Source organism: Chryseobacterium flavum, assembly GCF_003385595.1.
Lineage (GTDB): Bacteria > Bacteroidota > Bacteroidia > Flavobacteriales > Weeksellaceae > Chryseobacterium > Chryseobacterium flavum.
The window spans coordinates 1-26,336 of sequence record NZ_QNUE01000026.1 but is presented as its reverse complement, the minus strand read 5'-3'; the positions used below and the strand labels follow the sequence as shown (position 1 = coordinate 26,336).

The following is a 26,336-nucleotide window of genomic DNA, read 5'->3' as shown; positions in this document are numbered from 1 at the left end:
ATGAGCACATTAGTTAATGATTTAAAGGAAAAATGGGAAGCTCTGAAAGCAGAAAATCCACATATCAGAATAAGAAATGCAGCCACACAGCTGGGAGTAAGTGAAGCAGAATTATTAGTGACAGGCATAGGAGAAAGCGTAACAGTGCTGAATCCGGATTTTCCGGGAATCCTTACAGAAGCTGGGCAATTAGGAAAAGTAATGGCGCTTACCCGCAACGATGAATGTGTTCATGAAAGAAAAGGAACGTACCTGAATGGAGATTTCAGCAGCCCGCATGCCCAGCTTTTTGTGGGGGAAGATATTGATCTCAGAATATTCCTTAATCATTGGAAGTTTGCTTTTGCAGTAGTGGAAGGAGATAAGAAAAGCCTTCAGTTTTTTGGAAAAGACGGATTGGCACTTCATAAGATTTATCTGACAAAAGATAGTAACGAAGTTGCTTTCGATACAATTGTAGAAAAATTTAAAGCGGAAGGCCAGAACCAGGCATTTGTATTTGAGGCTGTAGCTCCAAAACAGGCTGAAAAAGCAGATTCAGACATTGATGTGGAAGGCTTTAAAAAAGCATGGACAGAATTGAAAGACACCCACGATTTTTTCATGATGACCAGAAAGTACGGAGTAAGCAGAACGCAGGCCTTAAGACTGGCTCCGGAAGGATTTGCTAAGAAAATCGATAATGCGAAAGTGGTGAATATCCTTGAAGATGCTTCTGAAAAGAACGTTCCGATCATGGTTTTCGTTGGAAACAGAGGAATTATCCAGATTCACACAGGAAATGTAAACAAAACACTATGGCACCAGCAGTGGTTCAACGTGATGGATCCGGATTTCAACCTGCACCTTGATGTAACGAAAATTGCCGAAGCCTGGATCGTTAAGAAACCAACTGAAGACGGCGAAGTAACCGCTATTGAAGTATTCAACAAAGAAGGAGATTTTATCGTTCAGTTCTTTGGAAAGAGAAAACCAGGAATTCCTGAACTTCAGGAGTGGAAGGATCTTATTGCAGCTTTAGAGAAATAATAATTAGATAATTTGAATGAGGCCGTTTTGTTTGTAAGATTCAAAGCGGTCTTTTTTATAACAAACAATCTGCAGGTGCCAGAATATTTGTGTAATTTGTAATTAAATTATAAAAACAAAATGAAAAATATTTTCATAGCAATACTGATAGCCGGCTTCTGTTCATTGAAGGCTCAGGACTTTAAGGCATATCAGTTTTATGATAAAAAAGGAAAGGAAGTAAAGACAGAAAAGCTGGTAAAAGAGCTCGCAGAATATGATGTGGTCTTTTTTGGTGAAAATCATAACAGTTCCATCAACCATTGGCTTCAGCTAAAAATTACGGAAGCTTTGTTTACGAAAAAGAACGGACAGCTTATTTTAGGGGCTGAAATGTTTGAAAGAGACAATCAGGTTCAACTGGATCAGTATTTAAATGGAAAGTTTGATGCTAAGACATTGAAAGATTCTGCCCGTTTATGGAACAATTATGCAACAGATTATAAACCTTTGGTGGATTTTGCCAAAGATAAAAAGCTGAAATTTATCGCCACCAATATCCCAAGAAGATATGCCTCACAGACCGCCAAAGAGGGACTTGAATCTTTAAATAGATTAAGCGAAAAAGAGAAAAACTATATTGCTCAGCTGCCTATCAGAGTTACTCTAGATACTCCGGGATATCCGGAAATGAAAAAGATGATGGGAGATCACGCAGAAGGAACAAAAGTGATGAATTTTATCTCAGCTCAGGCTACAAAGGATGCAACAATGGCTGAATCTATTCTTAAAAACTATCAGGCTGGAAAGACGTTCATCCATTATAACGGGAACTATCACAGTAAAGAATTTGGTGGAATCTATTGGTATATCAAACAGAAGAATCCAAACCTGAAAATGGCTGTCATCTCCGTTTTTGAATCAGAAGATCCTGATCTGAAAGTACCTGCCAAAGACTATATTCCGACAGACTTCAATCTGGTTATTCCGGCAGATATGACAAAGACCTTTTAATATTCCAACTATTAATAATGTAAAGAAATATTTAATTGGGACGGGCTTTAGCCCGTTTTTTTATATCAAAACTTTATCGGTTTCAACCAAATGTAAAATCCATTTTATTTACTCATTTTTATTCTACAATATTTACCTTTGTAAAACATTCAAAAAACATGAAGAAACTATCCGTACTGCTCATCTTTTTCATGGGATTTTTCAATGCCCAGAAACTCACTTCTCACGAACTTTCAATTATTAATCAGGGTGATGTGAATACGGCCTTACCGATCTATCAGACCACAGATTCCAATCAGCATAAAACCTTGCTAAGCATTTCTGCAGAAGCAGATCCCCTTGATCCGAATACAGCAGTTCTGGTAAAAAGGATGAAAGAATCTCTTCTGTCAACAGACGGTGGAGTAGGAATTGCAGCTCCACAAGTAGGCATCAACAGAAAGATCATCTGGGTACAGCGTTTCGATAAAGAAGGGGCTCCACTTGAGTATTTTATTAATCCGGTCATTGTCTGGCGTTCCGATCTGCAGAATCTTGGTCCTGAAGGTGATTTGTCTATCCCTGATTTCAGAGACCAGTTTTACAGAAGTAAAGTTATTCAGCTGGAATATGTGGATCTGAAAGGACAGAAATATTCAGAAATTGTAGAAGGTTTTACAGCGGTTATTTTCCAGCATGAAATCGACCATCTTTTCGGAATCCTGATCTCTGATAAAAAAGAAAAAGAGAAAAACGATTCCTATAAAAAAGTAGATGCCTATCAGAAAAGCGATCTGATGAAAGACAGAAGGTGATGATGAATGATGAGAAGTTGTTATAAGGCCAGGTAAATTTCTGTTTTCTAACCATACTTTACAATGAAATCTTCTCCATTTTCATAATCTGCGGGATCCACATAGGTAATTACCCCGATATTGGATTGTAAAATTTCTTTAAGCTGATTAAAATACATATCCCTTTTTTCTTCAGTAGTATCCATTGTTAAGCTTATAATAAGTTTATCATCCTCAGTAATATTTGCGCCTACCATTATTTTATCAGGATTGTCATGGTATTTATTCCAGTAAAAAGTTTGGTCAAGGGCAGGGTTTTCGATGAAATAACCTATCATTTCGTCTTCTGTTTTAAAGATATAATTTTTATCATGCCTGGGATAGGTATAATTAAGATTTAATTTTTCATAACCGGGAAGAAATGTTTTCAGAACGAGATCTATTGTCTTTTTTGATTTTAGTCCTGCATACACCTGACAAACAATATCTATAATGATTTCCATGACACAAAATTACTCTATTTTAAATCATATTGAGTTATAAATGATGAATGATATTCTTAAACACTATATACATAAAAATATCCTCAATCATCTGTGCCCATCTGCGAAATCTGCGGGAAATTAAAAAATAAAAAGGAGCTGTTTCCATGGAAACAGCTCCTTTCGCTATAACTATGCTTAAAAAAATTGGATTAATCGTTGTTGGTAACAGAAAGTTTTACTTCCATATTATTTCTTGTCGCATTGGAGTAAGGACATATCTGGTGTGCTTTTTCTGTCAACGCCTGAGCTTCTTCAATAGAAACTCCAGGGATATTGACATCCAGTTCTGCTGCCAGTCCAAAACCGCCATTCTCAAGTTGTCCTATGCTTACCTGTGCTGTTACCGTTGTTTCCCCGGTTTTTACTTTAGAAAGACTGATCACTCTGTTCAGTGCACTGTCGAAACATGCGGAATATCCTGCAGCAAAGAGCATTTCCGGGTTGGCAAAATCATCATTGCCGCCTCCTAAAGCTTTCGGCATTCTTACATCAAGATTCAATACTCCGTTTTCACTCTTTACATGTCCGTTTCTGCCTCCTTTTGCAGTGACCTGGGTGGTATATAACGTTTTCATTTATTTTCTATTTTGTTTAATATTTTTAGTACCGTGTCTTTAAGGTGCAGGAGTTCTTCCGGTTGTATGCCCAGTTTTTCCTGAATTTTCCCCGGAATTTCACAGGCTTTCTGCTGAAGCTGCCTGCCCGCTTCGTCTAAAAATACTTCAACTACTCTTTCATCCTCTTTTTTTCTTTTTCGGGTAATAAATCCTTTAGACTCAAGCCTTTTAAGAAGAGGCGTCAGCGTACCACTGTCCAGAAACAGTTTATCCCCGATGTGGCTTACTGTAAGTCCGTCTTCATCCCATAATATCATCATGACAAGATACTGTGGGTAAGTAATGCCCAGTTCATCAAGAAAAGGACGGTAAAGTCCCGTAATCTCTTTGGCGATCACGTACAGTGGAAAGCAGATCTGGTTTTCCAGTTTGGGTGTTTTCGGATTTTCCATAATTTTTGAGTACGAAAGATTCGATGAAGGTATTATTTTTTTATGATAAATTCATCCATTGGAATTCTGACTTTTTTCATAGTAGAAAGCCAGTCATTAGCTTCATCACGGTATCCGAGATATAAAAGACTTACACTTTTTAATCCCATTTCTCTTAGTCCCAGTACTTCATCCACAACATCATTGCTGAATCCTTCTGCCGGCGTACTGTCGATTTTAAGTTCTGCAGCCTGAGCAAGGGCAATCCCTAATGCAATATAAGTCTGGCGCGCAGTGTGTGCAAAATGCTCTTCAGGAGTCTGTGCACCATATATTTCTTTGATTTTATCAGTATAGCTTCCGAAACGGCCTCTTGGAAGATCTCTTACGTCAGTATGATAATCATAAACTTTGTCAATTTTTTCATTGGAATAACTGTCCCATGCAGCAAACACCAAAACGTGAGAAGAATCTCTCATCACTTCAGGGTTTAAAGCTCCGGCTACCATTTTTTCTTTCAGTTCCTGGCTTTCAACTACAATAACCCGGAAAGGTTGTAATCCCGATGAAGTAGGAGCCAGTCTTGCAGCTTCTAAAATAGTGCTAAGGTCTTCCTGTGAAACTTTTTTGGTTGGATCATAAGCTTTTACAGCATGTCTCCAGTTCAGATCTTCTATTAATGACATTTTTCTTTTTGTTTTTAAATTAAACTACTTGTTGATTTTTAAATTTCAGCTTTTATGTTCAGCTGAATTAACAGTACAAATATACGGTCAATTTAATTGTGTACAATTTAATTTTGAGTGATTTTATTGATAGCAATTATTGATAAAGATAAAAATGGAGGAACAAAATGCAAACAGTTAAAAGTATTGTAGTAAGTTCACTATTGCTATTTGCCTTTGTTTTTAATCGTTTTGCTTAATTTCACAAGAACTGGATTTTTTCAAAACCTTAGTATTCCAATCTTTGCCATAGAATTTTAAATTAAAAACAATGCAGAGATTTAAAAACAAAACCGCGCTGATTACAGGCGGAACGAATGGAATGGGACTGGCTACCGCTCAGAAATTCATTGAAGAAGGAGGAACGGTTATTATTACAGGAAGAAGTGAAGAAACTGTAAACACTGCTTTGGAGAAGCTTGAAAAAAATGCTTTCGGAATCGTATCCAATGCCGGGAATATGAAAGATCTTATGAGTATTCAGCAGGAGGTTAGAAAATATACAGAGCAGATTGATCTGGTTTTTGCGAATGCAGGATACGGAAAATTTGCTCCGGTAGAATATGTGGATGAAAATCAGTTTGTTGAACTTTTCAATGTTTTGGTAAAAGGTCCTTTTTTCACCGTACAGCAGATGTTGCCGTTGATGAAAAGCGGAGGTTCTGTTATTTTCAATACTTCAGTAGCAACAGATATTGCCATGCCTAATTTCTCGATATATTCTGCTGCAAAATCTGCGGTGCAGTCATTTATCAAAACTTTAGCTGTAGAACTTACACAACGGGGAATCCGTGTGAATGGAGTAAGCCCCGGTCATATTAGAACCAATATTTTTAATAATACAGGTTTAACCGGAGAACAGATTGAAAGCGCTATTGAAGATATAATTCCTACCATACCTTTTAAAAGACAGGGAGAACCTTCAGAAATAGCTAATGTAGTACTGTTTCTGGCTTCGGATGAAGCATCGTATATTCACGGAGCTGAAGTAAAAGTAGATGCGGGTATTTCCGTGATCAGATAACCCTGATTACTTGATATCATTAATTTCTTTAATGATATTGGTTTTATTTTCAATACCTATATTATAAGTCTTACTTTTCTTAAAGCTTTGGGTAGCTTTTTCCATAAGAGCCTTATAGTCCGGTGATTTTTTGGAAAGATAAAATACCTGAGCACTGATGCCAATGGCGACACGCACTACTTCATCAGGTTTATCCGGATCTTCCGTAATATCTGAAATAGTGACGTTATTATACCAGGTTAAATTCTGTGAACTGGAATTACCCGAACAGGATGCAATCATAATAAAAAATAATAATAGATATGACCAGGCTTTCATAATGAAAAGTATTAAGTAAAAAAGCTCCTGCAATGTATCAAAATAAATGCAGGAGCTCTATATAAATCAGTTAAAATCCACAGTTTGCTACACTTGGTGCAGGGGAAGGAGAACATCCGGATAGGGATGAGAATATATTCAATACACAATTGGTATTCACATAGTTGTTATCATACAGTAATGAACCTGACGGACTTCTGTAGTAAACATTTCCTGCTGTATTGGCGTAAGAAGATACAGATGCAGATCCGCAGCTTGTATTGGTACATGCAGCTCTCCATGCAGAATCAGTTACAGGACCACTGGAGAATAATGAAGGATCTATGATTCTTTTTTCAACAACCCCGGAAGCATTTTTGAAGCTTACCAGAATTGCTACGTGGTATACCCATGAAACGCAGCATGTTCCTGTAGAAGCTCTCAGATTGCCATAAACGAACTGCTTTTCACAGTCGTAACCTGCATTCAATAGTATTTGTCTCATTTTGTGAGCTCTTGCATAGCATCCGTCAACAGGATATCTGAACGTAATGCATGGGGAAGATGCCGTAGAAGTCCCGCAAGCCTGGTTTTTGATCTGAGCAAAAAGGCTGTTTAGCGTTGCAAGATTAGGAATTACACTTGCAGCCTTACTGCTTTCCCCTCTTTCTTCCTTGTTGAATACAGATTTGAAATAACGGATGTCATCATCTGTTGCCTTTTCTACTTTTGCAATTTTATTCGTATTGGTTTCAAGGAAAACATGAACAGGAGTTTCATTCTCAACAGCCTGTCTGATCATGGAAATATAACCTGCATTTTCTTTACTGTCCGCGATTTCATATGGCTGGGCAGTAACCATAAAGGAGATTTTAAATTTTCCATTTTCTTTTTCAATCCCTACCGGGACAGTTTTGCCGAAATCTTTCATTGCAACTTCGTTAGATTCCTTAGCGATAAGATTCGGGTCCTGGCTGGCATTTGAATCAGAGCAGGCATTGAATGACAGGATCGTCACAAATGCCATCATGGATAACAGAAATTTTTTCATAGTTTTTATATTTTGGTGGTTAATTTTCAGTGAACTTTTAATTATAATAGTTCACTATTTTGTGATATTAAAAATAATAAAAATTAAAATATATACAATATTTTTTTTCAGAAAATAAAATATTCTGTTATATCTTTGATTTTATGACAGGTAAAAAGCTGAAAAAGTCTTATGATTTTAATGAATGACGGGAAAATGAAAATTAAAAAATTATAAATAAAAAAGCCGGTCTCACATTTGAAACCGGCTTATGGGTATATCTTAATTTGTTTATTTATAAACCAATTCTGCCTGGAAAACATCGGCAAAATGTTTTCTGATCTTGGCTTTCAGCTCTTCCATTTCTACGGGCGTCAGTTCTCTTTCAAGTTCTCTTTTTAAAGAAGTCACCTGCTTGTCTTTGATACCGCATGGGATGATGTATTCAAAATAGCGCATGTCTGTATTTACATTCAATGCGAAGCCATGAAGAGTTACCCATCGGGAGGCTTTCACACCCATAGCACACATTTTTCTGGCGTAAGGTTTTCCTACATCCAGCCATACTCCTGTTTCTCCCGGAGAGCGTTCCCCCTGAATGCCATATTCAGCAATGGTTCTGATGATAACTTCTTCCAGATTTCTCATATATAAATGAATATCTGTAAAAAAATTTTCCAGATCCAGAATAGGATAGCCTACAACCTGTCCGTAGCCATGATAGGTAATATCTCCGCCACGGTTTACTTTCACGAAAGTAGCATCAATTTCTTTCAGTTTATCAATACCGGCAAGCATATTTTCTTCATGTCCGCTTTTTCCTAAGGTATAAACGTGAGGATGTTCTACAAAAAGAAGGTGATTGGGCGTAATGGTATGCTGTTCTGCAGGAAGATCTCTGTTTTTTATTTTGGTATCAATGATGTTTTTCATCAGTTGCTCCTGGTAATCCCAGGCCGGCTGATATTCTCTGATCCCTAAATCTTCAAATTCTACTACTTTATTCTGATTTGTATTCATTGCAATTTTTGATATACAAATTTAGTGAATTTTACCCTTTTATGGAATGGATAAAATCTATGGCACTTTTCTTCCAGTCTTGATCATGCAGAAGGATATTGACAAAAGCAGTTCCGATAATACCACCGTCTGCTTTTTCCGTTACATTTTCAAAATCCTCTTTCGATTTAATTCCGAATCCGATCATCACAGGATTTTTAAGTGGGAGGGAAGCTACCCTGGAAAGGTAGTTTTCATTTTTTAAAATGGCATTTTCATTTCCTGTTGTAGATGAAGAGCTTACTGCATACAGAAAACCTGAACTTAATGAATCCAGATAGATCATTCTTTCATCAGAGGTTTCCGGAGTCACCAGAAAGGTAAAGTTAAGATTGTACTGCTTTAAAACAGACTGATAATTTTTCTCAAACTCAATAGGGGGAAGGTCAGGAAGAATCAATCCTGAGACACCACTTTCTGCACATGCAGCACAGAACTTTTCAAATCCGAAACTCAATACCGGATTGATGTAGCCCATCAGAATAACAGGAATTCTGATTTCGTTTTTTATGGCTTTTAATTGTGACAACAGTTTTTCAATGGTCATTCCATTTTGTAAAGCCAGTTCGTGAGCTTTCTGGATCACAGGGCCGTCTGCTACAGGATCAGAATATGGCATTCCGATCTCGATCATATCTGCTCCCGAATCCTGAATCAGTTGTATAATATCAGCGGTATCTTCCAGTTGTGGAATTCCTGCTGTGAAGTATATATTTAGTTTTTTCATTTTTTATTGTATTAAAGTATAATGTACAAAGTACAATGTATAAAGTAGATATTAAAGTCAGGGGCGGAAATACACTATACTTTGTACATCCGATATTTTACAGATTCTTCAAATAGGTTTCCATATCCTTATCTCCACGGCCGCTCAGACAAATGACCACAACATCATTTTCATTAAATTTCTTCTTATCCAGAACAGCCAGAGCGTGAGAACTTTCCAATGCAGGAATAATTCCTTCCAGTCTGGTCAGCTCGAAAGCACATTTCAAAGCTTCATCATCATTAATGCTAAAGAATTCAGCACGTTTTTCTTTAAATAAATGGGCATGAAAAGGCCCGATTCCAGGATAATCCAGTCCTGCGGAAATTGAATGCGGTTCAATGACCTGTCCGTCTTCCGTCTGCATTACAAGGCTTTTGCTTCCGTGAAGTACTCCAAGCGTTCCTAAAAATGTAGTGGCAGCAGACTTTCCTGAATCTACACCCAGTCCTCCCGCTTCTGCAGCAATAATTTTTACTTCCTTTTCTTCTACAAAATGATAGAAGGTCCCGGCAGCATTACTCCCACCGCCTACACAGGCAATCACATAATCAGGATTTTCTCTTCCGGTCTTTTCTTTAAGCTGTTCTCTGATTTCCTTTGAAATGATACTCTGGAACCTCGCCACAAGATCCGGGAACGGGTGAGGGCCCACCACACTTCCGATCACATAATGTGTTGTTACAGGATTGTTGATCCAGTCTCTCAGGGCTTCATTCACTGCATCTTTCAAGGTTTTTGAACCTGAAGTGGCTGCTACAACTTCAGCACCCAGCATTTTCATTCTCGCCACATTCGGGGCCTGTCTCTGGATATCAATTTCTCCCATATAAACGATGCATTGTAAACCCAATAGAGCACACGCTGTAGCAGTGGCAACACCATGCTGCCCGGCTCCGGTTTCAGCAATAATCCTCCTTTTTCCGAGACGTTTTGCCAGAAGGACCTGTCCCAGGGCATTATTGATTTTATGGGCTCCGGTATGGTTGAGGTCTTCCCGTTTCAGATAGATCCGGGTATTGTATTTCTGGCTTAGATTTTTAGCTAAATATAGTGGCGTAGCGCGTCCTACATAATTGGTAAGCAAATCCTGATATTCAGCCTGAAAATCTTCAGACTCTATAATTTCAAGATAGTTTTTTTGCAATTCTTCTACATTCGGATAGAGCATTTCGGGGATAAAAGCACCTCCAAACTCTCCATAATATCCGTGTTCATCGGGGTTTTTATAATTCATTTTTTATTCTTTAGTCATTAAATAAGCATTGTTTTGCGGGCTCAGCTGGTTGAGCAGTTCTTTTCTTTCCTGTGTGGTGTGAAAAATCAAAATATCATCATCTTCAGAATTCACCCATTCCGAGCCGATACTTTCTTTGATCATTTTGGCTTTGTCATGGAGTATTTCAATATCACATTTTTCATAAAAAGGACGAAGATCTGAATGACAGAAACCTATTGCCTCCAGATTTCTTTGTGTGGCATTTTCTTTGAAATGACGAACCAAAGCCGCTCCATATCCTTTCTTTTTATGGGCAGAGACAAGTCCTACCACTTCTGCAAAGGAATATTCATTGTCTGCTATTTTTAAGGTAAAATCAAAATTCACCCGCAAAACCGCCAGTATATTTTCATCCGCATCCAGCAGGAAATGAAATTCCGAATATTTGAAAAAAGTAATAAAATAGGCAGATTTCATGGCGTTCCATGCAGAAATATCCCATAGCTGCAAAATATGTTCAATTTCCTTTTCCTTTAAATCCTGAGTTTCTTTTATCTGATATTTCATGAGTTTAAACTATTAATAAATGTAAGATGGTAGTCATATTGTTGTTTGGTGATCAGTTTTTTATAATATAACAACTCAATTTTGTGCATTAAATCTATTAAGGTTGCTTTATCTATTTTTGACTGATACATCGTGATGGCAATTTCGAGATTATCAATCAAATAATAAGAATCAGAATCGTCATAAAGTAAAAATATTTTAGCATAAATTAACCCTAAGTCATACTTTACTACTGATCTGACATGGTTTTCTAAAAATTTATCCGAAATAATAACCAGATAATAGCTGTTCCACAGGCTGATTCTTTCAAAAAAGTACTGGATGTCTCCTTCCTCAAAATCTTTAATAATACAAATGAAATCAGACAATAATCCACCCACTTCCCAATGTTCTGTATTACTGTCGTTCTCTGCAACAAAATGGTACAGGTTCTGGATTTTTTCATTCCCGAATTTAGGCGGAAATAATGTTTTGTAAAATGTCTTTTTTAGCAAATGTATGTTCATCATTGTGTTTTTTTAATTATTTATTCTGCTGATACAGGTTTTTAAATTCTCTTATCCTGTTGATATTTTTATGTCCGGGCTCTGTTTCAAATTTTGAATTGATATCCAGTGCAAAAGGCTGCTGTTTCAACATTCCAATATTCCCGATGTTGTCTTCTGAAATCCCACCGCTTAAAAAGTAGGGTAGTGTAATAGTAAATTCATTCAGAATATTCCAGTCAAATTGTTTTCCCGTTCCACCAAAGGCTTTGCTGTCTGTATCAAACAGGTAATAATCTACAGGAAGGTCTTTTGCTATGGTCTGTGTTATTCTATTTTTGCTCTCCGCATCATCATTCCCTATTCTTATCACTTTGATGATCCTGACTTTAGGACTCATTTTTTGTCTTAGTTCAACAATGAAATCATCACTTTCATCGCCATGAAGCTGAACAAAATTTAATCCGGCTTTTTGCACCATCTGTAGAATGATATCCAATTTTTCATTGACGAAAACACCAGTTTTTCCATGATGATCAATAGCTGAAATCTCTTCCGCACCCAGATGATTCAAAACATATCTCGGTGATTTTTCATAGAAGATAAAACCCAGGAAATCTACATCCATAGAAATCAATTCCTGAATCTGGTCCGGTTTTGTGAGTCCGCAGACTTTGAGCTGAGGTTGCCGATTCATTATTAATTATATTTAAATTTGAGAAGCAAATTCTTCAAACGCTTTAGCCGGATTTGTATTTTTCATAAAATATTCACCCATCAGGAAGCTGTCAAATCCTTTTTCCTTTAAAAACTTAAAATCTTCAAGGTTGTAAATACCACTTTCTGCAACAGACAGAACTTCTTTTGGAAGCTGGTTTTTCAGCTGAACAGAATGCTGAAGATTTACTTTAAAATCTTTAAGATTCCTATTATTGATCCCCACCAAGTCAATTTTTGAATTGAAATGTTTCAGTTCATTTTCCGTATGAATTTCCAATAGAACTTCCATTTTCAGCTCATGAGCAAGGTCTGTGAATTCCTGTACCTGAGCTGGTGAAAGGCAAGATGCAATCAGTAGAACAACATCAGCACCAATGCTTTTAGCTTCATAGAACTGATACTCATCAATCATGAAATCTTTACGCAGAATCGGAATGTTGATGTCATTTCTTACACTGAGAACATCATTTAAATTTCCTCCGAAAAAATCATGATCAGTGAGGATAGAAATTCCGCTGGCTCCAAATTTTTCGTAAGCAGAAACTATGTCTATCGGCTCTACATTGTTGTTAATGATACCTTTTGACGGAGACTGTCTTTTAAACTCTGCGATAATTCCACTTTTATTTTTGATGGATTCTTTCAGAGAAATTGTTTCTCTCCTGAAAAAAGCATTGTCTTTTAGATGATCAAGAGGTATTTTTGATTGAGCTGATGCAACTTCCTCTTTTTTTCGTTCAATAATTTTATCCAGTATGGTCATTTCGTGTGTTTAAAATTAGTCAATTGTGATTTTTAGCTTTTAATTAATTAAAAGGTTAAAACTATTTAAAGCTTTTCCGCTTAGCAGGCTTTCCTGAGCTAACAGCAAACAATCATCATAGGTCCCGAATTTGTGGGTATGGTAAAGTGCTGTTGAGGCATTGGCAAGAATTACAGAGTTCTGCTGTTCCGTACCTTTCCCTTCCAGGATATTCATAAATATTTTTGCTGTCTCCTGAATAGAACTACCAGCTTTAATATCTTCGAGTGTTACAGGATTGAAGCCTAAATCTTCTGCAGAATAGATCTCTTCACCGTTTTTTGTAATGATTTTGCTGTCGTCTGTAAGGCTTATTTCGTCATATCCGTCAAGGCCATGTACCAGAATGAACTCACGTTCTTCTTTTTGAAGGAGATACTGATAAATTCTTGCAATTTCCAGATTATAAACCCCGATCATCGAATATTTAGGTTTGGCCGGATTCACTAACGGGCCCAACAGATTAAAAAATGTTCTTAATCCGAGAGATTTTCTCAATAACCCCACGGATTGCAGCGCAGGATGGAAGTAAGGAGCATGCAAAAAGCAGATGTTGGCTCTTTCAAGATCCTCATTCAATTGTTCCGAGCTGTTTTTAAACTGATATCCCAATTCTTCCAGCACATTAGATGAACCTGTAGTGGTAGAAGCTCCGTAATTTCCGTGTTTTGTTACCCTTTGACCGGCTCCGGCCACTACAAAGCTGGCCAGAGTGGAGATATTGATAGTGTCTTTTCCGTCACCTCCGGTTCCTACGATATCAATAGCATCACTGGCATCAATATTTACAGGAATAGCCATCTGTAATAAAGCTTCTCTGAAGCCTTCCAGTTCTTTCAGGGTAATATTTCTCATCAGGAAAACACTGATGAAGGCCGTCACCTCTGCGGAGTTGAACTTATTTTGAGCAATTTCAATCATCGTAGCCTTGGCTTCTGATTTTGAAAGCGTATTGTGATTAAACAGGTATTGCAGTATTTCTTTCATTTGAGGTGTTTTTATAGTTGTTGAAGGAGTTTCTAAAGTTTTCATGACAATAGGAAATTTTTAATGATCACTTCACCCTCGGGCGTCAAAATGCTTTCAGGGTGAAACTGTACACCATGTACATCATACATTTTGTGCTGTAAAGCCATGATCATTCCGTCTTTATCTACAGCAGTGATTTCCAGCTCTTCCGGGAAACCTTCCGGATTTACTGCCCAGCTGTGGTATCTTCCCACTTCCAGCCCAGACTGCAAATCTTTGAAAAGTTTGGTATTTTCTTTCACCAGCTCAGTCGTGGTAGCCACTCCGTGAAAGATTTCAGACAGATTGATCAGACTTCCTCCGAAAGCTTCTGCGATAGCCTGTTGGCCGAGACATACGCCAAAGATGCTTTTTGTAGGAGCATATTCTTTAATAAGGTTTAATAAAATACCTGCTTCCTCAGGAATTCCGGGGCCGGGAGAAAGGATGATTTTGTCATATTTTCCAATCTCTTCAAGGGTAATTTCGTCATTTCTTACTACATCCACTTTTTGGTTCAGAATTCTTTCAATAATCTGGACAAGATTGTATGTGAAGCTGTCATAGTTATCAAAAACGAGGACTTTAAGCGATGACTGCTGAGAGTTTATAGTGTTGTTCATTGTTCTTGTTAATTTGTAAGTGTTGGGATCGATTAAATTTCAACTATTTTTTCTGCTTTTTCCACGGCTTTTTTAAGGGCATTCAGTTTATTGTTGACTTCCTGCAGTTCATTTTCCGGAACCGATTTTGCCACCAGTCCGGCACCTGCCTGATAAAATAAGGTATTGTTTTTACTTAAGAAAGTCCTGATCATAATAGCCTGGTTGCAGGTTCCGTTCAGACCGATGATTCCGATACAGCCGCCGTAATAGCCCCTGGAATCTTTTTCATATTGATTGATCAGCTGAAGTGCTTTATGCTTAGGTGCGCCACTAAGGGTTCCCTGAGGAAAAGTGGCAGACACCATTTCAAGAGGATTAATGTCATCAGAAACATCTGCAGTCACTTCGCTTACCATGTGAATTACGTGAGAGAACAGCTGGATTTCTTTAAGTTTAGTAACCGTTACATTTTTTCCAAGCTTTCCCAGATCATTTCTTGCCAGATCTACCAGCATGGTATGTTCTGCATTTTCTTTAGGATCGGCTTTCAGAACTTCAATGGCTTCAAGGTCTGCTTCAAAATTTCCCGTTCTTTTGGATGTTCCGGCAATCGGATGGATGATGGCTTTATTATCTTTAATGATTAACTGGCTTTCAGGGCTGGAACCGAATAATTTGTAATTTCCGTAATCAAAATAGAAGAGGTATGGGGAAGGGTTGATATTTCTCAAAGCACGGTAAACATTGAACTCATCACCTTTGAATTTCTGTTCAAATCTTCTGCTAAGAACCAGCTGGAAAACGTCCCCACGCATGCAATGTTTCTGTGCTGTTTTTACCAGTTCAATATACTCTTCATCTGTAATATTGGAGGTTTCCTCACTTGTTTTCTCGAAAGGATAAACAGGAGTATTCTGATTTTTAATAAGATTTTCCAACAGGTGAAGCTCAGATTTTACCCCATCAATAAAATTTTCAATAAGATACATTTCATCATTGAAATGATTGATCGCGATTACATATTGGTATAATCTGTATCTCAGGACAGGAATTTCGACTTCTTTGCTTTGTGCTTTAAGGCTGATGTTTTCAAAAAACTGTACGGCTTCAAAGCTTGTATATCCAAAAAGGCTCTGAGCGGTTTGCTCTATTGCGTCATTGGTGGGTTCACATTTAAAAATATTGCGGAAATCTTCAAATATATCTGTGATATTTCGTTCCATAATAAACTGCTTTACAGGAGCAGATGCAGGAAGTTTGATTTCATATTCGTTGAGGTTTTTCACTTCAATTCCGGCAATGGCATTTACCGCAATAAAGGAAAAATTATTATCAATACTTTTTGAATCTGAACTTTCCAGAAGAATCGTATCACGGAATTTATCCCTGATCTTGAGGTAAATATTCATTGGAGTATGAAGGTCTCCAAGTGCTTTTTTCGAAACAGTTTTTATTTTGATTGTGTCTGTAAACATCTTTTTGTTTTTATTAAGATTAAGGAATAAAAAAAGGCTTCAACGGTATCCGTCAAAGCCTATATATTGTTTATTTAATTATTTCTGCTGTATATTTAACAACGTGACAATACTTTCAGACCCGACGAAGAGTTTGAAAGCCACCACCAAATATTGTTGCTCATATTAAACATGAGGCAAATGTAGAAATTTTTTCAATATAAAAGGTAAAAAATATAAAAAATTAATATGAAATCTCTTATTTGAGCTGTTCAAGTTCATATTTTAATTCCTTGATTTTTTCCTTGTAAGCTTCGTCATCATAGTCTTTTACATACTCTTCCAATGCTGATATATATTCTTTAATAAATTCCTTATTGGCTCTGTCTGCCTCATATTTAATTTTTGCAGAATTTACCGGTGCAAGTTTTGAATATTTAAGAGCTGCTTGTCCTTCTTCAGACTGATTGTAAAGGATTACAACATTCTTTTCATATCCCGGAATATACTTTACGGGAAAGGGGACTTCTGCTTGAGGAATTCTGATAGCATTTTCAATAGGGTAAATTGAAGCTGTTGTAGTAGAGAAAAAAGTGGATATGTATTTTCCGTCCTGTTTCTTTACAATAGCTTCGTAATCATGGATATACATGTCGTTTAAAGTAGAATTAGTCTGTACGTCAGAGGTGATTATAGCCGTACTTTCCACTCCGTATTTATTCAGGAACCAGGCGTTTAGGAATTGTCCTCCGAATCCGTTTAATATTGCCAGGGGAATAATCGGAATCAAAAACCAGGCTTTTTTGGTCAGGTAGAAAAGCCCACCAAAGAATGCAAACAACAGAATCACAGTATAAAAACCATGATGACTGGTGAAAAACAGAATTTTTGAAATTAGAATCATAGTTTAAATTTAATATTATTCTGTTGAATTCTCAATAAGGATTAAAATGAATTTCAAAAATTCTGTTTTAAAAGGTATTTAGTGAACAGGTTCCGAGAGCGGAAGATCAGTGGTCCCGCTGTAGAAAACAATTAAAGTTGCTCCCTTATCTCCGGTTTTTCCTCTATGGGCCGTATTTACGACTTCCGGAAGGGCCTGCCCCTGTTTTACCCATTGAGTTCTTCCATCATCTTTCCTTTCTATCTGAATTTCTCCTTTTTCTATGTAGGCTGCATTGATGACCGGATGTTTATGCCAGTCCAATGCTTTATTGGGAGGTACGGATATTCTGAGAACGGAAACTTCAGGTTGCCCGCCGGGATAACTGTTATACAGCGTTCCGTCCCAGGATTTAGTTGATTTTAATAAGGTCACAGACTCAATTTTATCAGAGTATTCTGATTTTTCATCGTATGATGAGGAGTTGTCACATGTAGAAAGAATGAGAGAAGAAGCTAAAACAATTAAAGCTCCGGATAAATTTTTTCTGGTCATAAGTTTTGTTTTTAAGGTATTATTTTTTCATTTTGAAGATCTGAACAATATTTTACAAAAATAATGATCTGAATTAAAATTCCCTTTATTTTGAATTATTTTTCAGTGTGCTAATTAATTAAAGATCTAAAATATTCTTTAAAGAAGACATTTGTCATCAGTTTAAAAGTTTATTTTTTATATTTTTGCTTCCAAATTAGAAAACAATGAAAAAAGTATTAGCAATTGCATTTATCGGAGGTTTATTAGTAGTAAACTGCTCAAAAAAAGTAGATCATTCATTACAGGACAGCAATACCATGCTTGAAGAACCGGAAGTTGCCACTGTTGTAGATTCTACCGCTAAGCCTGCTGCTCCGGCTGAAACTCCGGCTGCTACTGTTCCTGAAGCTGCTAAAACAGATTCTACAGCGAAAAAATAATGAAAAAAATACTTTTGGCAGGGATAATGGGTCTGATGATCCTTTCCTGTTCTAAAAAAGAAAATACAACAGAAGTGGCGGCTTCTTCTGAGACGGTTACCGTTTCAGAACCTGTAAAATCTACTCTTTCCGGCGATCAGATCATCGAAACATTAGATTGCTCAGGATGCCACTCTGTTAATGAGAGAATGATAGGACCTTCTTATCAGGAAATTGCAGGGAAGTATTCTGAAAAAGATACGGAATTGTTAGCTTCCAAAATTATAGAAGGCGGCAGTGGAGTATGGGGAAGTGTGCCTATGGCTGCCCATCCACAGGTGTCTAAAGAAGATGCCAAAAAAATGGTGGAATATATTTTGAGTCAGAAGAAATAAAATATGTCCGCTGAAAAATCCAGTCTGCACACAAGAAACCTGCATCGTGATCCCTATGATTTTGATCAGCTAATTTCTTGTGTGCCGGAACTGAAACACTATGTTTTCGTTAATGCTTATCAGACGGTAACCATTAATTTCAGCATTCCACAAGCAGTCAAACTGCTCAACAAAGCTCTGCTTTTACACTTTTATCAGATCAAAGGCTGGGATATTCCGGACACCAATCTTTGTCCGCCCATTCCGGGACGAGCAGATTATGTACATTATATTGCTGATCTCTTAGCCGAACATCCTGATAAGATTCCGGCCGGAAATTCTGTAAAAGGTCTGGATATAGGAACGGGAGCCAATCTCGTGTATCCATTAATCTGTCACAGGTCTTATGGCTGGACGATGCTTGGAATAGATATCAATCAGGATTCTTTGAAAAATGCTCAGCATATTTTAGATCAGAACCCGGATCTGTGTTCCGTTATTCAGCTGGAAAGTCAGCCTGATGCAGACCATGTTTTTGTCAATATTATCAAACCTGACGACAAGTTTACCTTTACAATGTGCAATCCTCCTTTTCATGATTCTGAAGAGTCTGCCATGAAAGGGAATATCAGGAAAACAAAAAACCTTAATAAATCAAAGAAATCCAAACCTCTTCTTAATTTCAGCGGCCAGCAGTCTGAACTGTGGTGCGAAGGCGGTGAACTGGCGTTTATTACAAAAATGATTAATGAAAGTACATTATTTTCGTCCCAGGTTCTTTGGTTCACATGTCTGGTTTCTAAAAAAGATAATCTTAATAAACTGATGAATCTTTTAAAGAAGGTAAAATCTACAGAAATGAAAACCATTGATATGGCCCAGGGACAAAAAGTAAGCAGAATACTGGCCTGGACATTCATTCCTCAAAAAGAGAGAAAAAATTGGACTGTTTAAAGTTTAAAGTTTAAGATTAATAGCACGGGAGTGTATATCCGGATCTCCTTACCCTGCACCGTATCCGGCATCTTAACTCCATTCCTGTTCACTTTTTAAAATTTCTTAAAAAAGCCATTGACGGTCAAGTCAAAAATGCCTAAATTTGTACGCTTTTAGAAAAATAAGAAATGCAATTATCAGAACAAGAAATCATTAGAAGAGAAAAGCTGAACAAGCTTACTGAAATGGGGATTAATGCGTTCCCTGCGGATGAGTATACAATTACAGATACTACAGAATCTATAAAACAGGATTTTTCTGAAAGTAAACAGGTGAAGATCGCTGGTAGATTGATGTCCCGCAGAATTCAGGGGAAGGCTTCTTTTGCAGAATTGCAGGATTCTAAAGGAAAAATCCAGGTTTACTTCAACAGGGATGAGATCTGTCCGGGTGAAGATAAAGAACTATATAATGAAGTATACAAGCACCTTTTGGATATCGGTGATATTATCGGTATCGAAGGAGAATTGTTTACCACTCAGGTAGGAGAAAAGACGGTTTTAGTAAAAAACTTTACCCTTCTTACAAAAGCTTTACGTCCGCTGCCTCAGGCTAAAACAGATGAAAATGGAGTTGTACATGACGGCTTTACAGATCCTGAATTAAGATACAGACAGCGTTATGTAGATTTAACGGTAAATCCACAGGTGAAAGAAATTTTCGTGAAGAGAACAAAATTGTTCAATGCCATGAGAACTTTCTTTAATGATGCAGGATATTTTGAAGTGGAAACTCCAATTCTTCAGTCAATTCCTGGTGGAGCAGCAGCTAAACCGTTCATCACACACCACAATGCGCTGGATATTCCATTATATTTAAGAATTGCCAACGAATTATATCTGAAAAGACTGATCGTAGGTGGTTTTGACGGAGTATATGAGTTCTCCAAAAACTTCAGAAATGAAGGGATGGACAGAACACACAACCCGGAATTTACTGCTATGGAAATCTATGTGGCTTACAAAGATTACAACTGGATGATGGATTTCACTGAGAAATTACTGGAATTCTGTGCGATCCAGGTAAACGGAACCACAAAAGCTACCTTTGGGGAACATGAAGTGGATTTCAAAGCTCCTTATCCAAGAGTTTCCATGACGGAAGCGATCCTTAAATTTACAGGTTTCGATATTACAGGAAAAACTGAGCAGGAATTATATGATTTTGCCAAGTCTATCAGTATTGAAGTAAATGAGACGATGGGTAAAGGAAAATTAATTGATGAGATTTTCGGTGAAAAATGTGAAGGAAACTTCATTCAGCCGACTTTCATTACAGATTATCCGATTGAAATGTCTCCGCTGACAAAAAAACACAGAAGCAAGGAAGGTTTAACAGAGCGTTTTGAATTAATGGTGTGTGGTAAAGAAATCGCAAACGCTTATTCAGAGCTTAATGATCCTATCGATCAGAGGGAGCGTTTTGAAGCACAGATGGCTTTATCTGAAAGAGGAGATGATGAAGCAATGTTTATCGATCAGGACTTCCTGAGAGCATTGGAATACGGTATGCCGCCAACTTCAGGATTAGGAATTGGTATGGACAGATTAATCATGTTCTTAACGAATAATGCCTCTATCCAGGAAGTATTATTCTTCCCTCAGATGAGACCGGAAAAAGCTGCTCCACAGATTGAATTAGGGGAAGATGAAAAAGTAATCCTTGAAATCCTTAATTCCCAGGAAGAGCCGATGGCTTTGGCTGAAGTAAAAGAAAGAAGCCAGTTATCCGGTAAAAAATGGGATAAAGCTTCCAAAACTTTGACAAAGAACAATATTGTGAAAGTAGAGAAAATTGACGAAAATCTTTTGATGAAACTGGCTTAAGATTTCTCAGAAAATATAAATAAAAAAGGTACAGTGCTATGCTGTACCTTTTTCTTTTTTCCATTTCCGGAGCTGTGTCCTGAAGCTTTTAAACGGAGCTGCGGTATTAATATGAATCCATTTCCAGACCGGCCACTGAGCGGGTGTTGTTGCCCATTTTCTTTTGCCGGAAATAAATACTGTATCATCATCAAGGCTTTCTATCCAGTTGATAATTTCATCCACCTGATTTCGAAGCAGTTCTCTTTGTTCTTGTAAAGTATGAGAACCATATTGATTATAAAAAGACTGGTACAACCCTCCCAGGTTATTCCATTTATAATCAGGAGTAGGAGTTTTTACTTCAATTCCGTTTTTTTCATCAGATTCCCATTGTAAAAGCAGATGAGTCCAGCCTAACTGATAGGAAATATTTTGTGATGGGGTTTTATCAACTCCTGGCTGCAGAAGATCTTTTTCCTCTTCTTTTATATCGTTAAATTCCTGATCATAGAGCTCATATCTTTTCTTTAGTTCTTCAATAAGCTCTTTTTTATCCTTATAACCCTGCATATTTACTATTTTCTCAGTTTACTGAAAGAAGCCATCAGGTAAAATAAAAACGGAAGAATAAATAATGAACCCAGCATCAGGGCCCATCCCAATGCAGCAATCGTTTTTTCGGGTGCCATGTGTTCCAGTAAAGATAGATGCTGTCCGTTCCCTAACAAAATAATATTAGGATTATGCTGATACGTCGCAGCTACTAAAATCATTACTATCTGAAACCCTGCCAATGCACGTACGGGCAGAAGTTTTTGGCGATTCATTGCTCTTAGAATAAGCAGTAATGCAATGGTTGCAAAGGCTATAGCCATAATTCCTAAAGGTTTAGAGAATATCCACATCAAAAGAGGAATATCCGAAGTATAGGCGGTAACAAATACCAGAATTCCTGTAACCACTACAAAGATCATTGTCTGTTTTGATTTTCTTATCATCAATAAAAGATCAGCTTTATCACGTGTTTCTCTCAAAGAGAAAATAGAAGCAAGATAAGCACAGAGTGATACGGTAAATAAGCCGACGGAAACCCCAAACCAGTTCAGCCAGCTGAATATATACAAATCAAGAAAACCAACGGCGTCAGGATTAATGGAATGCGAAACCGTTGCAGCAGCAATTAATCCCAAAAAGAAAGGTGTTAAAAGGCTTGCATAATAAAAGATCTGAGTATATAATACCTGCCAGTTATCCTTTACGGCATCATAATGTCTGAACGTAAATGCTGTTCCCCTTGCAATAATTCCTAAAAGCATAAGGACCAGAGGAATATGAAGATAGGTAGACATCGTAGTATAAATTTGAGGAAAGCCTACGAAGAGGATTACAATCGCAATGATCAGCCACATATGATTAGCTTCCCATACAGGAGCTATAGATTCATACATGATTTCCTTGGTCTTATGACGGGCTTTTTTATTGGTAAAAAGCTCTACAATTCCAGCTCCGAAATCAGCCCCTCCCAGAATAATATAAAGACAGATGGAAAGCCAGAGAAAACCTATTACAATGTAAATCATGATTTTTTGTTTTTATCGTTAAACTGAGAGTCGGTAGGGTCGTAAAGTTTCGGTACCATCTGAATCTGCCTTTTTAAAAGGAAAATCAGGATCAGTGATAAGGATACAAAAATTGCGGTGAAGAAATAAAATGAATATTGTATTCCCGGCATCGGGGTTACGGCATCTACAGTTCTCATAATGCCGTATATAATCCATGGCTGTCTTCCGACTTCAGTTACGGTCCATCCTGCTTCCAGCGCAATATAACCAAAAGGTGTAGCAATGAGGAAGGTTTTTAACAGCCAGTTTTTATTCAGCCATTCTTTTCTGAAGAAGAAGGCATACAAATAGACAGCTCCGATAACTATCATTACGACACCAAAGAAGATCATGATCTGAAAAGCATAATGAACAACTGCAATCGGAGGCCACTCATCTTTCGGAAAATCCTTAAGACCTTTTACTTCGGAATTGAAATCGTTGCTTACCAGAAAGCTTAAGACTTTTGGAATTTTCACTGCATATTTCACTTCTTCTTTTTCCTCATCAGGAATTCCACCGATCACGAACGAAGCTCCTTTTTCAGTTTCAAAATGCGCTTCCATAGCAGCCAGTTTAATAGGTTGTCTCTCTGCCACAGATTTAGCAGCAACATCGCCACTCAAGGGGGCTCCAAAAGCTCCGATAAGAGCAAATCCTACAGCAATTCTAAACGCTTTGGTATGAAACTCAATATTTCTCTTTCGCATGATCATAAAAGCATGAACTCCTGCAACTGCAAATCCTGTTGCACAAAAAGCAGCAACCGTCATGTGAAGAGCCTGAGGAAACCATGCATCATTGAACATCGCTTTAATCGGATCTATATTAAGGTACTGGCCATTTATATAATCAAAGCCGGAAGGGGAATTCATCCATGCGTTGGCAGCAACAACAAGAATTCCGGAAGCAAGTCCGCTTATTCCCACTAAAAATCCGCAGAACCAGTGAAACCATTTGTTGAATCTTTCCCATCCGTATAAAAAGAATCCGATGGCAATGGCTTCAATGAAAAAAGCCGTCCCCTCTAAAGAAAAAGGCATTCCGAAGATAGGTCCGGCATGTTTCATAAATCCGGGCCACAGCAGCCCTAGTTCAAAAGAAAGCATAGTTCCGGAAACAGCTCCCGTTGCAAAAAGGATGGCAACACCTTTGCTCCATGCCTTGGTAAGTCCTTTATATACTTCATTATCGGTTTTTAAGTATTTCCAGTGGGCATAAGCCATTAAAAAGGGCATTACCATACCTACACAGGAAAAAATAATATGGAAACCCAGAGATAAGGCCATCTGGGACCGGGCTGCAATAAAATCATCCATAATCTCAACTTTTAAGTAAATAAATTTACGCATAAATTATTGATGTTGAATATGATTTACAACAGCTGGTATTTCAGGAATACCATTTAATTTTGAATCTTTTACAGGCATCCTGTTCTTTATGTTTTAGATAAGAAAACTCTACATTTTTTTGACACTTTTTAACTTTCATACCTCGAAAAAAATCACGATATTTGTAAGTCTTTGCATTTAGCAGGATTTTTAATATTTAATATGAGTCAGAAACAATATACAGCTAGTAGTATTCAGGCATTGGAAGGAATGGAGCACGTTCGTATGCGTCCTTCAATGTACATTGGTGATGTAGGAGTCAGAGGACTTCACCACTTGGTTTATGAAGTAGTAGATAACTCTATTGACGAAGCTTTGGCAGGATACTGTGATACGATCTTCGTTAGCATCAAGGAAGGAAACGGAATTGAAGTAAGTGATAACGGTAGAGGTATCCCGGTTGATTTCCACGAAAAAGAGCAGAAATCAGCCCTTGAAGTTGTAATGACTAAAATCGGAGCCGGAGGTAAGTTCGATAAAGACTCTTATAAGGTTTCGGGTGGTCTTCACGGGGTTGGAGTTTCGTGTGTGAATGCACTTTCCAATGAGATGATCACTACTGTTTACAGAGACGGGAACGTTTATCAGCAGATTTATTCAAGAGGAAAAGCACAGACAGGCGTTGAAGAGATCGGTCACAGCGAAAAAAGGGGAACCAAGCAGTTTTTCCAGCCGGATGATACTATATTTACAGAATTAGTTTACAATTACGATACATTAGCAAGCCGTCTAAGAGAGCTTTCTTACCTTAATAAAGGAATTACAATTACCCTTACTGACGAAAGGGAGAAACTGGAAGACGGATCTTTCCGTTCAGAGGTTTTTCATTCTGAAGGTGGTTTGAAGGAGTTCGTTGCTTACATTGACGGTAACCGTGAATCTATCATGGAACATGTAATCTTCATGGAAGGAGAAAGAGATGATATTCCTGTAGAAGTAGCAATGCGTTACAACACTTCTTTCAATGAGAATCTTCACTCTTATGTAAATAACATCAACACCCATGAAGGGGGAACTCACCTGGCAGGTTTCAGACGTGCTTTGACAAGAACGCTTAAGAAATATGCTGATGATTTAGGGATTCCACAGAAGGAAAAAGTAGAAGTTACAGGAGATGACTTCCGTGAGGGATTAACTGCTGTAGTTTCCGTAAAGGTAATGGAACCTCAGTTTGAAGGACAGACTAAAACAAAATTAGGAAACTCTGAAGTTTCAGGGGCTGTAGATAAAATTGTAGGTGAGATGCTTACCAACTTTCTTGAAGAAAACCCTAATGAAGCGAAGCAGATCGTTCAGAAAGTGGTTTTGGCAGCAAAAGCAAGACAGGCAGCCAAGAAAGCCCGTGAAATGGTTCAGAGAAAATCTCCGATGGGAGGTTCTGGTCTTCCGGGAAAACTATCTGACTGTTCATCAAAAGATCCGGCAGAATCTGAGATTTTCCTTGTAGAGGGAGACTCCGCTGGAGGAACAGCAAAGCAAGGGAGAGACAGACACTTCCAGGCAATTCTACCGTTAAGAGGTAAAATCCTGAATGTAGAAAAATCGATGCTTCATAAAGTATATGATAACGAAGAGATCAGAAATATCTATACAGCTCTTGGAGTTTCTGTAGGAACAGAGGAAGACAGCAAAGCATTGAACTTATCAAAATTGAGATACCACAAGATCGTTATCATGACGGATGCCGATATTGACGGATCTCACATTTCTACGTTGATTCTGACATTCTTCTTCAGATACATGAAAGAGCTTATTGAGAACGGTTATATCTATATTGCTCAACCGCCTTTATACCTGTTAAAGAAAGGAAACAAAAAAGTATATGCTTACAACGAAAAAGAACGTGAAGAGTTTACTTTAGAAATGTCTCCGGATGGTAAAGGAGTAGAAGTACAGCGTTACAAAGGTCTTGGTGAAATGAACCCTGAGCAGCTTTGGGAAACTACTCTTAACCCGGAACACAGAATTCTGAAGCAGGTAACCATTGATAATGCCGTGGAAGCAGACAGTATTTTCTCAATGTTGATGGGAGATGAGGTTCCGCCAAGAAGAGAGTTTATCGAGAAAAATGCGAAATATGCAAAAATTGATGCATAAACGTTTTTAAAATGACTAGTCCTGAAAATCTGATACAGATTTAAGTACAAAAATAAATAATTAAACCAGAGTAATTTTACTATTACTTTGGTTTTTGTTTTTATAGGTTTTCATTTTAATTTGTGACTGGTTATGCATTTG

30 protein-coding genes are annotated in these 26,336 nt (G+C 37.5%); 9 read left to right on the top strand and 21 right to left on the bottom strand.

Annotated features, from left to right (window positions below):
- From DRF59_RS19600 to DRF59_RS19590, 3 genes are all read left to right on the top strand, one after another.
- A complete protein-coding gene (locus DRF59_RS19600) occupies positions 1 to 1,029 on the top strand; it encodes a hemin-degrading factor (RefSeq protein ID WP_115964132.1) in 1,029 nt (342 codons plus the stop codon).
- A 120-nt stretch (positions 1,030 to 1,149) separates the two neighbouring features.
- A complete protein-coding gene (locus DRF59_RS19595; protein ID WP_115964130.1) occupies positions 1,150 to 2,022 on the top strand; it encodes a ChaN family lipoprotein in 873 nt (290 codons plus the stop codon).
- Between the two features lie 158 nt (positions 2,023 to 2,180).
- Positions 2,181 to 2,816, top strand: a complete 636-nt coding sequence (locus tag DRF59_RS19590) for a peptide deformylase (RefSeq protein ID WP_115964128.1) — start codon at positions 2,181 to 2,183, stop codon at positions 2,814 to 2,816.
- A 47-nt stretch (positions 2,817 to 2,863) separates the two neighbouring features.
- On the opposite strand, the gene DRF59_RS19585 is transcribed toward DRF59_RS19590, so the two are convergent.
- The 4 genes from DRF59_RS19585 to DRF59_RS19570 form a co-directional block, all read right to left on the bottom strand.
- On the bottom strand, positions 2,864 to 3,298 hold the full coding sequence (locus DRF59_RS19585) for a hypothetical protein (protein ID WP_115964126.1): 435 nt from the start codon (positions 3,296 to 3,298) through the stop codon (positions 2,864 to 2,866).
- A 191-nt stretch (positions 3,299 to 3,489) separates the two neighbouring features.
- Positions 3,490 to 3,915 carry an organic hydroperoxide resistance protein gene (locus DRF59_RS19580; RefSeq protein WP_115964124.1) on the bottom strand — a complete coding sequence of 142 codons (426 nt, stop codon included), beginning with the start codon at positions 3,913 to 3,915 and terminating at the stop codon, positions 3,490 to 3,492.
- Entirely contained in the window at positions 3,912 to 4,349 is a 438-nt protein-coding gene (locus DRF59_RS19575; protein ID WP_115964122.1) for a MarR family winged helix-turn-helix transcriptional regulator, read from the bottom strand. The genes DRF59_RS19580 and DRF59_RS19575 overlap by 4 nt, the downstream gene beginning before the upstream one ends.
- Before the next feature lie 32 nt (positions 4,350 to 4,381).
- On the bottom strand, positions 4,382 to 5,014 hold the full coding sequence (locus DRF59_RS19570; RefSeq protein WP_115964120.1) for an NAD(P)H-dependent oxidoreductase: 633 nt from the start codon (positions 5,012 to 5,014) through the stop codon (positions 4,382 to 4,384).
- A gap of 310 nt (positions 5,015 to 5,324) precedes the next feature.
- Between DRF59_RS19570 and DRF59_RS19565 the strand changes: the two genes are divergently transcribed.
- Positions 5,325 to 6,077: an SDR family oxidoreductase gene (locus DRF59_RS19565; protein ID WP_115964118.1), complete on the top strand. Its 753-nt coding sequence runs from the start codon at positions 5,325 to 5,327 to the stop codon at positions 6,075 to 6,077.
- A gap of 6 nt (positions 6,078 to 6,083) precedes the next feature.
- On the opposite strand, the gene DRF59_RS19560 is transcribed toward DRF59_RS19565, so the two are convergent.
- The 14 genes from DRF59_RS19560 to DRF59_RS19495 all read right to left on the bottom strand — a co-directional run bounded on the left by DRF59_RS19560 (position 6,084) and on the right by DRF59_RS19495 (position 17,527).
- Positions 6,084 to 6,395, bottom strand: coding sequence for a hypothetical protein (locus DRF59_RS19560; protein WP_115964116.1), 312 nt, complete (start codon positions 6,393 to 6,395; stop codon positions 6,084 to 6,086).
- Positions 6,396 to 6,465: 70 nt separating this feature from the next.
- Positions 6,466 to 7,425, bottom strand: coding sequence for a protein-glutamine glutaminase (locus DRF59_RS19555; protein ID WP_115964114.1), 960 nt, complete (start codon positions 7,423 to 7,425; stop codon positions 6,466 to 6,468).
- Positions 7,426 to 7,695: 270 nt separating this feature from the next.
- Positions 7,696 to 8,424 (bottom strand): lipoyl(octanoyl) transferase LipB, encoded by a 729-nt coding sequence (gene lipB / locus DRF59_RS19550; RefSeq protein ID WP_115964112.1) that lies wholly within the window; start codon positions 8,422 to 8,424, stop codon positions 7,696 to 7,698.
- A 31-nt stretch (positions 8,425 to 8,455) separates the two neighbouring features.
- The gene (trpA, locus tag DRF59_RS19545; protein ID WP_115964110.1) at positions 8,456 to 9,190 is read right to left on the bottom strand and encodes a tryptophan synthase subunit alpha; all 735 of its coding nucleotides are present in this window, start codon (positions 9,188 to 9,190) and stop codon (positions 8,456 to 8,458) included.
- A 97-nt stretch (positions 9,191 to 9,287) separates the two neighbouring features.
- On the bottom strand, positions 9,288 to 10,466 hold the full coding sequence (gene trpB / locus DRF59_RS19540) for a tryptophan synthase subunit beta (protein ID WP_115964108.1): 1,179 nt from the start codon (positions 10,464 to 10,466) through the stop codon (positions 9,288 to 9,290).
- A 3-nt stretch (positions 10,467 to 10,469) separates the two neighbouring features.
- On the bottom strand, positions 10,470 to 11,015 hold the full coding sequence (locus tag DRF59_RS19535; RefSeq protein WP_115964106.1) for a GNAT family N-acetyltransferase: 546 nt from the start codon (positions 11,013 to 11,015) through the stop codon (positions 10,470 to 10,472).
- Positions 11,012 to 11,524 (bottom strand): hypothetical protein, encoded by a 513-nt coding sequence (locus DRF59_RS19530; protein WP_115964104.1) that lies wholly within the window; start codon positions 11,522 to 11,524, stop codon positions 11,012 to 11,014. Before DRF59_RS19530 ends, DRF59_RS19535 begins: the two co-directional genes overlap by 4 nt.
- 13 nt (positions 11,525 to 11,537) lie before the next feature.
- Complete coding sequence (locus DRF59_RS19525) at positions 11,538 to 12,197, bottom strand: phosphoribosylanthranilate isomerase (RefSeq protein WP_115964102.1); 660 nt, start codon at positions 12,195 to 12,197, stop codon at positions 11,538 to 11,540.
- 12 nt (positions 12,198 to 12,209) lie between these two features.
- Complete coding sequence (gene trpC / locus DRF59_RS19520) at positions 12,210 to 12,983, bottom strand: indole-3-glycerol phosphate synthase TrpC (protein ID WP_115964100.1); 774 nt, start codon at positions 12,981 to 12,983, stop codon at positions 12,210 to 12,212.
- A gap of 39 nt (positions 12,984 to 13,022) precedes the next feature.
- Positions 13,023 to 14,009, bottom strand: a complete 987-nt coding sequence (gene trpD, locus DRF59_RS19515; protein WP_115964174.1) for an anthranilate phosphoribosyltransferase — start codon at positions 14,007 to 14,009, stop codon at positions 13,023 to 13,025.
- A gap of 41 nt (positions 14,010 to 14,050) precedes the next feature.
- Positions 14,051 to 14,653, bottom strand: a complete 603-nt coding sequence (locus tag DRF59_RS19510; RefSeq protein WP_115964098.1) for an anthranilate synthase component II — start codon at positions 14,651 to 14,653, stop codon at positions 14,051 to 14,053.
- A 32-nt stretch (positions 14,654 to 14,685) separates the two neighbouring features.
- Positions 14,686 to 16,110 (bottom strand): anthranilate synthase component I family protein, encoded by a 1,425-nt coding sequence (locus tag DRF59_RS19505; protein WP_115964096.1) that lies wholly within the window; start codon positions 16,108 to 16,110, stop codon positions 14,686 to 14,688.
- A 238-nt stretch (positions 16,111 to 16,348) separates the two neighbouring features.
- Positions 16,349 to 16,993 (bottom strand): hypothetical protein, encoded by a 645-nt coding sequence (locus tag DRF59_RS19500; RefSeq protein WP_115964094.1) that lies wholly within the window; start codon positions 16,991 to 16,993, stop codon positions 16,349 to 16,351.
- 78 nt (positions 16,994 to 17,071) lie between these two features.
- The gene (locus DRF59_RS19495) at positions 17,072 to 17,527 is read right to left on the bottom strand and encodes a cupin domain-containing protein (RefSeq protein WP_115964092.1); all 456 of its coding nucleotides are present in this window, start codon (positions 17,525 to 17,527) and stop codon (positions 17,072 to 17,074) included.
- Positions 17,528 to 17,733: 206 nt separating this feature from the next.
- On the opposite strand from DRF59_RS19495, the gene DRF59_RS19490 reads away from it, so the two are divergent.
- From DRF59_RS19490 to lysS, 4 genes are all read left to right on the top strand, one after another.
- Positions 17,734 to 17,949 carry a hypothetical protein gene (locus DRF59_RS19490; RefSeq protein WP_115964090.1) on the top strand — a complete coding sequence of 72 codons (216 nt, stop codon included), beginning with the start codon at positions 17,734 to 17,736 and terminating at the stop codon, positions 17,947 to 17,949.
- Positions 17,949 to 18,323 (top strand): c-type cytochrome, encoded by a 375-nt coding sequence (locus DRF59_RS19485; RefSeq protein ID WP_115964088.1) that lies wholly within the window; start codon positions 17,949 to 17,951, stop codon positions 18,321 to 18,323. Before DRF59_RS19490 ends, DRF59_RS19485 begins: the two co-directional genes overlap by 1 nt.
- A 3-nt stretch (positions 18,324 to 18,326) precedes the next feature.
- Positions 18,327 to 19,256 carry a 23S rRNA (adenine(1618)-N(6))-methyltransferase RlmF gene (gene rlmF, locus DRF59_RS19480; RefSeq protein WP_115964086.1) on the top strand — a complete coding sequence of 310 codons (930 nt, stop codon included), beginning with the start codon at positions 18,327 to 18,329 and terminating at the stop codon, positions 19,254 to 19,256.
- A 170-nt stretch (positions 19,257 to 19,426) separates the two neighbouring features.
- Positions 19,427 to 21,124 (top strand): lysine--tRNA ligase, encoded by a 1,698-nt coding sequence (gene lysS, locus DRF59_RS19475; RefSeq protein WP_115964084.1) that lies wholly within the window; start codon positions 19,427 to 19,429, stop codon positions 21,122 to 21,124.
- 36 nt (positions 21,125 to 21,160) lie between these two features.
- Here the strand turns inward: lysS and DRF59_RS19470 are convergent, their stop codons facing one another.
- Genes DRF59_RS19470 through DRF59_RS19460 form a run of 3 tightly spaced genes read right to left on the bottom strand, consistent with a single transcriptional unit; the run spans position 21,161 to position 24,026 of the window.
- Positions 21,161 to 21,676, bottom strand: coding sequence for a ClbS/DfsB family four-helix bundle protein (locus tag DRF59_RS19470; RefSeq protein ID WP_115964082.1), 516 nt, complete (start codon positions 21,674 to 21,676; stop codon positions 21,161 to 21,163).
- A gap of 5 nt (positions 21,677 to 21,681) precedes the next feature.
- Entirely contained in the window at positions 21,682 to 22,686 is a 1,005-nt protein-coding gene (locus DRF59_RS19465) for a cytochrome d ubiquinol oxidase subunit II (protein WP_115964080.1), read from the bottom strand.
- Complete coding sequence (locus DRF59_RS19460; RefSeq protein ID WP_115964078.1) at positions 22,683 to 24,026, bottom strand: cytochrome ubiquinol oxidase subunit I; 1,344 nt, start codon at positions 24,024 to 24,026, stop codon at positions 22,683 to 22,685. The genes DRF59_RS19465 and DRF59_RS19460 overlap by 4 nt, the downstream gene beginning before the upstream one ends.
- A 234-nt stretch (positions 24,027 to 24,260) precedes the next feature.
- Here DRF59_RS19460 and gyrB point away from each other — a divergent pair, with 234 nt between their 5' ends.
- Positions 24,261 to 26,195, top strand: a complete 1,935-nt coding sequence (gyrB, locus tag DRF59_RS19455) for a DNA topoisomerase (ATP-hydrolyzing) subunit B (protein ID WP_115964076.1) — start codon at positions 24,261 to 24,263, stop codon at positions 26,193 to 26,195.
- The last annotated feature ends 141 nt before the right edge of the window (positions 26,196 to 26,336 follow it).

What these genes read in the sequence shown, in the direction of transcription:
- DRF59_RS19485 (WP_115964088.1), top strand. Translation starts at nt 17,949, where the DNA reads ATGAAAAAAATACTTTTGGCAGGGATAATGGGTCTGATGATCCTTTCC.
- DRF59_RS19505 (WP_115964096.1), bottom strand. Translation starts at nt 16,110, where the DNA reads ATGTTTACAGACACAATCAAAATAAAAACTGTTTCGAAAAAAGCACTT.
- DRF59_RS19590 (WP_115964128.1), top strand. Translation starts at nt 2,181, where the DNA reads ATGAAGAAACTATCCGTACTGCTCATCTTTTTCATGGGATTTTTCAAT.
- DRF59_RS19500 (WP_115964094.1), bottom strand. Translation starts at nt 16,993, where the DNA reads ATGATTCTAATTTCAAAAATTCTGTTTTTCACCAGTCATCATGGTTTT.
- DRF59_RS19535 (WP_115964106.1), bottom strand. Translation starts at nt 11,015, where the DNA reads ATGAAATATCAGATAAAAGAAACTCAGGATTTAAAGGAAAAGGAAATT.
- DRF59_RS19565 (WP_115964118.1), top strand. Translation starts at nt 5,325, where the DNA reads ATGCAGAGATTTAAAAACAAAACCGCGCTGATTACAGGCGGAACGAAT.
- gyrB (WP_115964076.1), top strand. Translation starts at nt 24,261, where the DNA reads ATGAGTCAGAAACAATATACAGCTAGTAGTATTCAGGCATTGGAAGGA.
- trpD (WP_115964174.1), bottom strand. Translation starts at nt 14,009, where the DNA reads ATGAAAGAAATACTGCAATACCTGTTTAATCACAATACGCTTTCAAAA.
- DRF59_RS19560 (WP_115964116.1), bottom strand. Translation starts at nt 6,395, where the DNA reads ATGAAAGCCTGGTCATATCTATTATTATTTTTTATTATGATTGCATCC.
- DRF59_RS19495 (WP_115964092.1), bottom strand. Translation starts at nt 17,527, where the DNA reads ATGACCAGAAAAAATTTATCCGGAGCTTTAATTGTTTTAGCTTCTTCT.
- DRF59_RS19570 (WP_115964120.1), bottom strand. Translation starts at nt 5,014, where the DNA reads ATGTCATTAATAGAAGATCTGAACTGGAGACATGCTGTAAAAGCTTAT.
- DRF59_RS19555 (WP_115964114.1), bottom strand. Translation starts at nt 7,425, where the DNA reads ATGAAAAAATTTCTGTTATCCATGATGGCATTTGTGACGATCCTGTCA.
- DRF59_RS19600 (WP_115964132.1), top strand. Translation starts at nt 1, where the DNA reads ATGAGCACATTAGTTAATGATTTAAAGGAAAAATGGGAAGCTCTGAAA.
- DRF59_RS19470 (WP_115964082.1), bottom strand. Translation starts at nt 21,676, where the DNA reads ATGCAGGGTTATAAGGATAAAAAAGAGCTTATTGAAGAACTAAAGAAA.
- lysS (WP_115964084.1), top strand. Translation starts at nt 19,427, where the DNA reads ATGCAATTATCAGAACAAGAAATCATTAGAAGAGAAAAGCTGAACAAG.
- DRF59_RS19510 (WP_115964098.1), bottom strand. Translation starts at nt 14,653, where the DNA reads ATGAACAACACTATAAACTCTCAGCAGTCATCGCTTAAAGTCCTCGTT.
- trpA (WP_115964110.1), bottom strand. Translation starts at nt 9,190, where the DNA reads ATGAAAAAACTAAATATATACTTCACAGCAGGAATTCCACAACTGGAA.
- DRF59_RS19585 (WP_115964126.1), bottom strand. Translation starts at nt 3,298, where the DNA reads ATGGAAATCATTATAGATATTGTTTGTCAGGTGTATGCAGGACTAAAA.
- DRF59_RS19460 (WP_115964078.1), bottom strand. Translation starts at nt 24,026, where the DNA reads ATGGATGATTTTATTGCAGCCCGGTCCCAGATGGCCTTATCTCTGGGT.
- DRF59_RS19530 (WP_115964104.1), bottom strand. Translation starts at nt 11,524, where the DNA reads ATGATGAACATACATTTGCTAAAAAAGACATTTTACAAAACATTATTT.
- lipB (WP_115964112.1), bottom strand. Translation starts at nt 8,424, where the DNA reads ATGAATACAAATCAGAATAAAGTAGTAGAATTTGAAGATTTAGGGATC.
- rlmF (WP_115964086.1), top strand. Translation starts at nt 18,327, where the DNA reads ATGTCCGCTGAAAAATCCAGTCTGCACACAAGAAACCTGCATCGTGAT.
- DRF59_RS19575 (WP_115964122.1), bottom strand. Translation starts at nt 4,349, where the DNA reads ATGGAAAATCCGAAAACACCCAAACTGGAAAACCAGATCTGCTTTCCA.
- DRF59_RS19490 (WP_115964090.1), top strand. Translation starts at nt 17,734, where the DNA reads ATGAAAAAAGTATTAGCAATTGCATTTATCGGAGGTTTATTAGTAGTA.
- DRF59_RS19580 (WP_115964124.1), bottom strand. Translation starts at nt 3,915, where the DNA reads ATGAAAACGTTATATACCACCCAGGTCACTGCAAAAGGAGGCAGAAAC.
- DRF59_RS19595 (WP_115964130.1), top strand. Translation starts at nt 1,150, where the DNA reads ATGAAAAATATTTTCATAGCAATACTGATAGCCGGCTTCTGTTCATTG.
- trpC (WP_115964100.1), bottom strand. Translation starts at nt 12,983, where the DNA reads ATGACCATACTGGATAAAATTATTGAACGAAAAAAAGAGGAAGTTGCA.
- DRF59_RS19525 (WP_115964102.1), bottom strand. Translation starts at nt 12,197, where the DNA reads ATGAATCGGCAACCTCAGCTCAAAGTCTGCGGACTCACAAAACCGGAC.
- DRF59_RS19465 (WP_115964080.1), bottom strand. Translation starts at nt 22,686, where the DNA reads ATGATTTACATTGTAATAGGTTTTCTCTGGCTTTCCATCTGTCTTTAT.
- trpB (WP_115964108.1), bottom strand. Translation starts at nt 10,466, where the DNA reads ATGAATTATAAAAACCCCGATGAACACGGATATTATGGAGAGTTTGGA.